7 protein-coding genes are annotated in these 7,760 nt (G+C 47.3%); 2 read left to right on the forward strand and 5 right to left on the reverse strand.

Going from position 1 to position 7,760, the window contains the following annotated elements; translation table 11 throughout:
* Positions 1–2: 2 nt before the first annotated feature.
* From ACLFWI_RS22630 to ACLFWI_RS22650, 5 genes are all read right to left on the reverse strand, one after another.
* Positions 3–530 carry a tetratricopeptide repeat protein gene (locus tag ACLFWI_RS22630; RefSeq protein ID WP_446414799.1) on the reverse strand — a complete coding sequence of 176 codons (528 nt, stop codon included), beginning with the start codon at positions 528–530 and terminating at the stop codon, positions 3–5.
* A gap of 40 nt (positions 531–570) precedes the next feature.
* On the reverse strand, positions 571–1,302 hold the full coding sequence (locus ACLFWI_RS22635; RefSeq protein WP_446414800.1) for a transporter substrate-binding domain-containing protein: 732 nt from the start codon (positions 1,300–1,302) through the stop codon (positions 571–573).
* A gap of 253 nt (positions 1,303–1,555) precedes the next feature.
* Positions 1,556–1,912: a 50S ribosomal protein L20 gene (gene rplT / locus ACLFWI_RS22640; RefSeq protein ID WP_446406891.1), complete on the reverse strand. Its 357-nt coding sequence runs from the start codon at positions 1,910–1,912 to the stop codon at positions 1,556–1,558.
* A gap of 178 nt (positions 1,913–2,090) precedes the next feature.
* The gene (gene rpmI, locus ACLFWI_RS22645) at positions 2,091–2,288 is read right to left on the reverse strand and encodes a 50S ribosomal protein L35 (protein WP_446414801.1); all 198 of its coding nucleotides are present in this window, start codon (positions 2,286–2,288) and stop codon (positions 2,091–2,093) included.
* 439 nt (positions 2,289–2,727) lie between these two features.
* Positions 2,728–4,620 carry a tetratricopeptide repeat protein gene (locus ACLFWI_RS22650; protein WP_446414802.1) on the reverse strand — a complete coding sequence of 631 codons (1,893 nt, stop codon included), beginning with the start codon at positions 4,618–4,620 and terminating at the stop codon, positions 2,728–2,730.
* A gap of 32 nt (positions 4,621–4,652) precedes the next feature.
* Here ACLFWI_RS22650 and ACLFWI_RS22655 point away from each other — a divergent pair, with 32 nt between their 5' ends.
* Positions 4,653–4,775 carry a hypothetical protein gene (locus tag ACLFWI_RS22655; RefSeq protein WP_006100076.1) on the forward strand — a complete coding sequence of 41 codons (123 nt, stop codon included), beginning with the start codon at positions 4,653–4,655 and terminating at the stop codon, positions 4,773–4,775.
* Positions 4,776–5,049: 274 nt separating this feature from the next.
* On the forward strand, positions 5,050–7,485 hold the full coding sequence (ppsA, locus tag ACLFWI_RS22660) for a phosphoenolpyruvate synthase (RefSeq protein WP_446414803.1): 2,436 nt from the start codon (positions 5,050–5,052) through the stop codon (positions 7,483–7,485).
* The last annotated feature ends 275 nt before the right edge of the window (positions 7,486–7,760 follow it).

A 7,760-nucleotide genomic window follows, 5' to 3' on the forward strand; every position in this document is an offset into this window, starting at 1 on the left:
ATTTAGCTGGATGGCACTAGCCGCTTGCGGAGGGATTCCGCTCGCCGCTTCGCCGTATCATTCTTCGGTTCATGCTTGAGCGCTGTTTCATACGCCTCTAACGCTTGAGCGGTTAGCTGCTTGCGCTCGTAAACATGACCCAAGTTATTGAGAGCTGTCACATAATCTGGCTCTAGTTTTAAGGCTTCCTTATACTGGCGAATGGCAATATCGTACTGATCTTGGGCAAAGTAGGCAAAACCGAGGGCATTATGAACCGGAGCTAGATTGGTTTCTGAAGCATCCGGAGCTTTCAGTGCTTTTTGGAATAGAATAACGGCTTGAGCAAAGAGTTTCTTGTCCAGATAGATACTACCCAACTCGTAGTAGTCTTGGACTGATCCTCGCTCTTTTTGCAGCTTTTGCTCCAGCTTGGAGAGGGTGCTTTCGATTTTACGGGTTTTGAACACTTGGCGAATTACTGCCAAAGCTGCAACGCCAAGCAGGACTAACAATATGATTAGATAAATTTGTGGCAGAGTGTCATCCATAATCCTGTGCAACTTATACGGGACGGGTTTCAATCTTTTATCATGGTAAACCCCAAGCGGCAGCACGTTCAGCTAACCACCCTTCGGCGTGCCAACGTTTAATCGCCTGATTGACTTGTTGTTGCAGGGCGGTATACTGCAATCCTTTAGGCATCACGATTGCCAAAGCTGCACCAGATAAGCGATAGGGGAGCAATCGATAGTCTGGGTATTGCTGTACCCATCCAGTCAGAACTGTCTGATCAGCAGCAAAGGCGTTGGCTTCTCCCGCCTCTAGCAGAGATAGCGCCTCTTGGTAGGAGTCAACGCCGACTAATTGGGCATTGGGTAAAGCATACTTGATCACCGCGATTGTACTCGAACCCTTGAGGACAGCGATGGTTTGGTTGTCTAAATCGCTCAATAGATTGATTGAGGCATCTTTGGTAATAATCCCTGCACCATCCAAATAATAGGGGATACTGAAATCAACCAAGCGGGCGCGGGAATCCGTTACCGTGACTCTAGCGATCGCAATATCAACCCGATCCTCGAATACCACACTCAAGCGATCGCGATTCGTCACTGGCTGCAAAACCACAGCCTCTGGACTCCCTAGCAATTCTTTAGCCAGTCGTCGGGCGATATCAATTTCTAGTCCTTGTAGGCTTCCCGTCGCATCGCGAAAGCCCAAGGGACGCACATTATCTTTTACCGCAACAATTAATTGACCCCGTTGCTCAATTTCTGCCAATTCAGCCGGATCAGCGGATCGGGGTTGTACGAGAGTCATCCCCATCAATCCAAGTGCTACACCGACGTTAACAAACCTGTGGGCAATCATCTATCTGGGATTGGTGATTGGTTGAGGGGATTGGGGATTGGGGATTGGGGAAGAGGGAAATTATACCCCCTAACCAGGGCGGGTTTAGCCACATTATTGGTTTGTTGGCTAACGTTATCGGTCAAACCCGCCCCTACAAATTGGTTCCCCTGCACCCCTGCACCCCCGCGATCTCAATCGAAAACGTTTGACTCTACTGAACTTACTTCGCGCCTTGGCTAGCAAGTTCTACAACCTTTTGAAAGCTGGCGGGATCTAACACAGCTAATTGTGCCAACATCTTGCGATTGATCTGAATATTCGCCTTTTTCATCTGACCGATAAGCTGACTGTAGCTTATACCATTCTGACGAGCGGCGGCATTAATCCGAGTAATCCAGAGGCGACGAAAATCCCGCTTGCGCTTGCGGCGATCGCGATAAGCGTTCCGCAATGCTTTCATCACCTGTTGATTGGCTGTACGGAAGAGTTTGGAGTGAGCACCCCGATATCCTTTCGCCAGCTTGAGAACTTTCTTGCGTCGTTTACGGGCGACGTTACCGCGTTTTACTCTTGTCATTGACTCTTCCTAATTGATACAAGCTAGATGGTTATACCTGCCACGGTTAGAGTCTGTCATTCTGAACGAAGCGATAGCGGAGTGAAGAATCTCACCAGATGTTTCGCTGCACTCTGTTCGATTCAGTATGACAAAAGCTCAATTTGTGACCATAAACAGTATATTCGTCTAAAGCAGTCTAAAAATAGGGAAGCATCAGGCGTACATTATCGCCATCCCGTTCATTGACCAAGCTCAGTTTCGACAGACGCCGCTTCCGTCCTGAGTTTTTGCGCTCCAGCAAGTGACTCTTAAACGCCTTGCGTCGTCTAATTTTACCGCTTCCGGTGGGTCGAAAACGTTTCGCGGCTGCTCTACGGCTTTTCAGTTTCGGCATAAACAACTTTGAATAAGGACACAATCTATTATTGTACTACTCTTCCGGTTTGTATCGTAAAGATTTAATCTACACCGGGCTATGTCAGGGTGAGAGGCAATAGGTTGGGTTAAGGGAAGCAAGGGCTGTAGGGGCGACCCGCCGTACTCAATTGGCATTACCCAACCCTTAATTATATCGGGTCGCCCTGGACAAAAACCGCGATATTTTAATCATAAATGGCAACAATCTCGACAATTCCAGGTCAACACCGCCCGGTATTTTTAATTCTCGGATAAGACCGTAGGGTATCAATAATTATCTGACACCGCATACATTAGATGAGGGCGAGTCGAGATACCTTAATTCTCACGCCGCCTAGGATATGCAGCGACTCGCCCCTACAACCATTGATTATAGTTTCTATCCAAAATCATAAAAACTTTTCAAAGGCTCACACTTAGTTTGGCGAGGGAGTCACTCTAGACAGTTGAGACTGCGCCGCTTCATAACAATCCAGCTTACCTAGATTACGGCAAAGTTGAGCCGCTTTCTGTAAATCGTTGATCGCGGCTAATCGATTTCCCAGTTGGGCTTGGGCTAACCCTCGTTCGTAGTAAGCTAAAGCATAATTAGGATTTCGTTCAATCGCTTGGGTGTAATCCGCGATCGCACCGGATATATCTTCGATTTCCTGACGGGCTAATCCTCGGTTATAGTAAGCTTCTGCCGCCTCTGGATTCAATTGAATCGCTACCGTATAATCCGTTATCGCCCCGCGACTATCTCCCCGACGCTGACGGGCTAAACCACGGTTTTGATAAGCTAGGGCATTATGCGGTCGTAAATTAATCGCGGTGGTACAGTCGTCAATCGCACCCTTTTGATTACCGAGATTAGAACGAGAACGACAGCGCTTCAGGTAAGCCGTGACCAGATTGGGTTTAAATTGAATGGCTTGGGTATAATCGTCAATGGCAGCTTGTTCATGTCCTAAGTCGGCATGGATTTGACCTCGATTTACCCAGGCTGGGGTAAAAGTAGGGTCACGTTGTAGGACTTGGGTATAATCAGCCTTAGCCCCAAGGCGATCGCCTAACTCCAGGCGCAGATTTCCTCGTTGGTAATAGGCGTCAGCATTTTGGGGATTGAGTTGAATCGCCTGAGTCAAATCAGCCAAGGCGGACTGAGTTTTTCCCTGATTCGCGTAAATCTTTCCCCGATAATAGTAAGCTGTCGCATTTTGCGGCTGATAGGTAATGGCTTGAGTATAGTAGTCAATCGCCGCCTCAGATTGTTGTTCTTGTGCTTGGATTTTTCCTTGGTGGAGGACGTATTGCGCCATTAGGCGTTGCGGGAGGCGCAGGGTATAAGCCAGAACTAACGCCATGATTCCCACTAATCCGATAGCCGTGAGGATAACCCAGGGTTTAAACTGACGACTGGGATAGGTAATTGTCGCGATCGCCGGATTGATATCCGGTAACGAGGGTAAAGAAAATTGAGAAACACTGTTCCTCTCCGGGATACGACTGAGATCCGCCAGCACTGTTTTAGCTTGGTGATACCGATTCTGGTGATCATCATGCACCATTTTCTCCAGAATAGCGGCTAACTCTGGGCTAACTTGGGTGTAAGCTTGCCAAGCGCTGGTTTCATGTTGACCCTGGTTTGCTTGTTTGAGTTCTGCTAACTCGCTGACGGATAATCCAGTCATAGCTTGAATGGCGATGATCCCCAAGGCGGACAAGTCACGATTAACGTGGAGGGGTTCTGGGAATGGTTTGGGGGAGTGATCAACAAAAGTCGGATTGGGGGGATTGGGGGCTAATTTGTGGAATGACTGGGCGATTTGGGGACTCAATTGGTGGATAATTCCCCAGGTTGTTAGCACTAATTTGTCATCTCCTTGGCGGCGGATAATTGTGGAAGGTTTGAGGTTTCCTAAGACTGCACCCTGTTTATGGACAAACGCTAAGAGGTTGAGGAGTTCGTTTAACAGGCTAATCACCTGATTTTCGGTCAGCGGATCACCGGGTATGAGTTCGTCAGTTAAAGGATGACCGCGAATAAACTCTTGAACGAGATAAAACTGATTTATTTGGGCAAACGAGGTGATCAATCGGGGAATTTGGTCATGTTGACCCAGCTTTTTCAGCAATTCTGAGGTTTTTTCCAGACGGCTGAGAATAGATGATCGAGTTGGAGAGGAGTTCGGTGGGAGTCGAATTTGCTTGACCACGCATTTAGGATGCTGGGGAGAGTGAATATCTACCACTAAATAAGTGCGACCCAATTCATCGGTATCCAGGACTTTGATAAATTGGTAACGTCTTGCTAAGAGTTTGCCCATATTGATACACGCTGACGCTCTGTGCAAAAATTATGACACGAAAGGCAAAATCCCCATTTTTGAAAAAAATCTGTTATGATAGCACGACAGAAAAAGCTCCAGAGGCTATCTGGAGCTGTTTTGAACCCGTGAATGTAGATGAACCCGTGAATTAAGATTCAGTCGAAAGAGAAATTGTAATACATGTTGGACAAGATTGGCTACACCCATACAGCCAATCTTTTACTTTTTGAGCAGCATTTTGGGTCGAGAGGGGCTGGGAGGGGAAGCTGGGGCGTCAATTTGTAGGGGCGGGTTTGACTGATAAAGTTACCCAACAAACCAATAACTTGACTAAACCCGCCCTTGTTGGGGAGCAAGAGGAGATGAGGCAGAATTTTTCCTATTTTCTAAAGCTAAACTTAAATTATACGGTTAAGAAAAAAAGTTATGTTAGCCTCAACCCCTCAGACCTCTACCCCAGTCCCTAAAGATCAATTATTGATCCTCTGGTTTGATCAAATCCGACTGGATGACCTACCCTTTGTCGGGGGCAAAAATTCCTCTCTGGGTGAAATGATTGGACAACTCACCCCCCAGGGAATCAATGTACCTACCGGGTTTGCGATTACGGCGTATGCTTATCGTTACTTTATCGAAAGCGCCGATTTAGAAGTCAAACTGCGCCACCTGTTTGCAGATTTGAATGTGGATGATGTGAGTAATCTGCAACAGCATGGGAAAAAAGCGCGACAGTTAATCCTGAGTATGGAGTTTCCCCTAGAACTGACTCAAGCAATTCGGGTGGCGTATCAACAATTGTGCGATCGCTACGGGGAGGGAATCGATGTAGCGGTTCGTTCCTCGGCGACGGCGGAAGACTTGCCAGATGCGAGTTTTGCCGGTCAACAGGAAACCTATTTAAATGTGAATAGTTTCAAAGGGGTTCTGGAATTTACCCATAAATGCTTCGCCTCCCTGTTTACCAACCGCGCCATTGCGTATCGGGAACATAACGGATTTGACCACTTTGATGTGGCGCTTTCGGTGGGAATTCAGAAAATGGTGCGGTCTGATTTAGCCTGTTCCGGGGTGATGTTTTCCATTGACCCCGAAACTGGATTCAAAAATACCGCATTAATTACCGCCGCTTATGGTTTGGGCGAAACGGTGGTTCAAGGTGCGGTTAATCCCGATGAATATGTGGTCTTTAAACCAACATTAAAACAGGGATGTCGCCCGATTCTGGAGAAACGCCTGGGAACCAAAGAAATTGAAATGATATACGACGAAGGGGGTTCGAGACTGACGCGCAATGTGCGAGTCGCCCCCTGTGACCAAAAGAAATTCTGCCTTAAAGATGAAGAAGTCTTACAATTAGCGCGTTGGGCGGTACAAATTGAAGACCATTATTCCCAAGTTCGGGGACTCTATACCCCCATGGATATTGAATGGGCAAAAGATGGCATAACCGGGGAGTTATTTATTGTCCAGGCGCGTCCGGAAACCGTACAATCCCAGAAATCAGCACAAGTTCTCAAAACCTATCAGTTGAATCAACGCAGCGAAGTATTAGTTACGGGACGCAGTGTGGGTGCAGCCATTGGTCAAGGAATCACCCATATTATTATGGATGCGTCTCACATTCATCTGTTCCAACCGGGGGAAGTATTAGTCACCAACCGCACTGATCCCGACTGGGAACCGATTATGAAAAAAGCCAGCGCTATTGTCACCAACCAAGGGGGACGTACTTGCCATGCGGCGATTATTGCGCGAGAAATGGGAATTCCGGCGATTGTCGGCTGTGGGAATGCAACGGAGGTATTAACCACGGGTCAAGCGGTGACAATTTCCTGTGCGGAAGGGGATGAAGGACGAGTTTATCAGGGGTTATTACCCTTTGAGGTACAAGAAACACCGTTGGATAATTTACCTCGCACCCGAACCCAAATTTTAATGAATGTAGGTAATCCAGATCAGGCTTTTGGTTTAGCCGCAATTCCCTGTGATGGTGTGGGTTTAGCACGGTTGGAGTTTATTATTGCCAATCATATTGAAGTTCATCCTCTGGCGTTGATTCATTATCATCAATTGCGGGATGAATCAGTGAAAGCTAAAATTGCCCAGAAAACGAAGAATTATGCCGATAAACCCCAGTTCTTTGTCGATAAATTGGCGCGTGGGGTAGGAATTATTGCGGCGGCGTTTTATCCCAAACCTGTAATTGTGCGGATGTCGGATTTTAAGAGTAATGAATACGCTAACCTTTTAGGCGGTCAAGGTTTTGAACCCAAAGAAGATAATCCGATGCTGGGGTGGCGAGGGGCGTCGCGGTATTGTGATCCGAAGTATCGGGAAGCCTTCGCGTTGGAATGTCAGGCGATAAAGCGGGTAAGGGATGAGATGGGATTAACAAATGTAATTCCGATGATTCCCTTCTGTCGCACTCCTGATGAAGGGCGTCAGGTGATAGCGGAGATGGCAAAAAATGGTTTACCCCGTGGGGTGAATGGGTTGCAGGTGTATGTGATGTGTGAGTTACCGAGTAATGTGATGGAGGCGGATGAGTTTGCTGAAGTTTTTGATGGGTTTTCCATTGGGTCAAATGATTTGACACAATTGACGTTAGGATTAGACCGAGATTCGGCGCTAGTGGCGCATATTTTTGACGAACGCAATCGCGGTGTGAAACGGATGGTGAAGTTGGCGATACAAACAGCGAAAGAGTGTGGGCGTAAGATTGGTATTTGCGGTCAAGCGCCTAGCGATTATCCGGAGTTTGCCAAGTTTTTGGTGGAGGAAGGGATTGATTCGATGAGTTTGAATCCCGATTCGGTGTTGAAAACGCTGTTGATGGTGGCTGAGGTGGAACGTCGTTTATAGGGTAATTTTGTAGGGTGCGTTAGCGCAGCGTAACGCACCGACTTACAGCAGTTTGCTCTGCTATGCGGTACATTGTCGATCCCCCTAAATCCCCCTTAAAAAGGGGGACTTTGATTGTAGACGATCTTCGCTCTTCCTAGACATGATAGAACGCAACTTGGTAAGCTGTTCGGCATTTAAACCATAATGTCAAGAATTGCGAGATCCTTGCCGTAGTGCGAGCATCTTGCTCGCTACCCAAAAGCATCTTGCTCGCTACCCAAAAGCATCTTGCT

Origin of the sequence: Coleofasciculus sp., assembly GCF_046539235.1 — a bacterium.
Taxonomy (GTDB): domain Bacteria; phylum Cyanobacteriota; class Cyanobacteriia; order Cyanobacteriales; family Coleofasciculaceae; genus Coleofasciculus.